The 1,429-nt window shown below is 34.4% G+C and carries 3 protein-coding genes; all 3 read right to left on the reverse strand.

Going from position 1 to position 1,429, the window contains the following annotated elements; translation table 11 throughout:
• Positions 1–82: 82 nt before the first annotated feature.
• The 3 genes from DWV43_RS10580 to DWV43_RS09980 all read right to left on the reverse strand — a co-directional run bounded on the left by DWV43_RS10580 (position 83) and on the right by DWV43_RS09980 (position 1,137).
• Positions 83–247, reverse strand: a complete 165-nt coding sequence (locus DWV43_RS10580) for an rRNA adenine methyltransferase (RefSeq protein ID WP_179297067.1) — start codon at positions 245–247, stop codon at positions 83–85.
• Positions 192–929, reverse strand: a complete 738-nt coding sequence (gene erm(B) / locus DWV43_RS09975; RefSeq protein ID WP_014566913.1) for a 23S rRNA (adenine(2058)-N(6))-methyltransferase Erm(B) — start codon at positions 927–929, stop codon at positions 192–194. Before erm(B) ends, DWV43_RS10580 begins: the two co-directional genes overlap by 56 nt.
• 124 nt (positions 930–1,053) lie before the next feature.
• The gene (locus DWV43_RS09980; RefSeq protein ID WP_001814874.1) at positions 1,054–1,137 is read right to left on the reverse strand and encodes a 23S rRNA methyltransferase attenuation leader peptide; all 84 of its coding nucleotides are present in this window, start codon (positions 1,135–1,137) and stop codon (positions 1,054–1,056) included.
• Between the last annotated feature and the right edge of the window lie 292 nt (positions 1,138–1,429).

Genomic DNA, 1,429 nt, shown 5'->3' on the forward strand with positions numbered 1-1,429 from the left:
ATGTGCGGCGTAGGCCGCTTATTAGCCCGTCCAAGAATTGGGGCGCAGTTCATAGCAGCCACTACTGGGGGTTCTTCTCATTTTACGGTTGAGCCTCCGTTAGGTTAGTTGTCGCTGTTATATCTAATAATTTATCTCCATTCCCTTTAGTAACGTGTAACTTTCCAAATTTACAAAAGCGACTCATAGAATTATTTCCTCCCGTTAAATAATAGATAACTATTAAAAATAGACAATACTTGCTCATAAGTAATGGTACTTAAATTGTTTACTTTGGCGTGTTTCATTGCTTGATGAAATTGATTTTTAGTAAACAGTTGACGATATTCTCGATTGACCCATTTTGAAACAAAGTACGTATATAGCTTCCAATATTTATCTGGAACATCTGTGGTATGGCGGGTAAGTTTTATTAAGACACTGTTTACTTTTGGTTTAGGATGAAAGCATTCCGCTGGCAGCTTAAGCAATTGCTGAATCGAGACTTGAGTGTGCAAGAGCAACCCTAGTGTTCGGTGAATATCCAAGGTACGCTTGTAGAATCCTTCTTCAACAATCAGATAGATGTCAGACGCACGGCTTTCAAAAACCACTTTTTTAATAATTTGTGTGCTTAAATTGTAAGGAATATTCCCAACAATTTTATACCTCTGTTTGTTAGGGAATTGAAACTGTAGAATATCTTGGTGAATTAAAGTGACACGAGTATTCAGTTTTAATTTTTCTGACGATAAGTTGAATAGATGACTGTCTAATTCAATAGACGTTACCTGTTTACTTATTTTAGCCAGTTTCGTCGTTAAATGCCCTTTACCTGTTCCAATTTCGTAAACGGTATCGGTTTCTTTTAAATTCAATTGTTTTATTATTTGGTTGAGTACTTTTTCACTCGTTAAAAAGTTTTGAGAATATTTTATATTTTTGTTCATGTAATCACTCCTGAAGTGATTACATCAGTAAATAAATACAGAAGTTAAACGATTTGTTTGTAATTTTAGTTATCTGTTTAAAAAGTCATAAGATTAGTCACTGGTAGGAATTAATCTAACGTATTTATTTATCTGCGTAATCACTGTTTTTAGTCTGTTTCAAAACAGTAGATGTTTTATCTACATTACGCATTTGGAATACCAACATGACGAATCCCTCCTTCTTAATTACAAATTTTTAGCATCTAATTTAACTTCAATTCCTATTATACAAAATTTTAGAGACCGTTTCAAGTTTTGTGTAAACGTTAAAAACTGATATAAGATTTGTGAATAGTTACAATGGGCAGAGCCGATTTTCCGGATTCTGCCCATATCTGCATTATACAGTAGTTTTTAGGCATGTCAATAAAACCTGCCTAAAATTGACTGCTTTACAGGTTCCCCTCCTTGATTCTCATTTTCATTGCAACAGCCTCAGGACTCAGCGCAACGCGTTG

This window comes from Collinsella sp. AF05-9, assembly GCF_003465595.1.
Lineage (GTDB): Bacteria > Actinomycetota > Coriobacteriia > Coriobacteriales > Coriobacteriaceae > Collinsella.

Bases quoted from the DNA above. Each gene is read 5' to 3' on its own strand.
- DWV43_RS10580 (WP_179297067.1), bottom strand. From the start codon at position 247: ATGAGCAAGTATTGTCTATTTTTAATAGTTATCTATTATTTAACGGGA.
- DWV43_RS09980 (WP_001814874.1), bottom strand. From the start codon at position 1,137: ATGTTGGTATTCCAAATGCGTAATGTAGATAAAACATCTACTGTTTTG.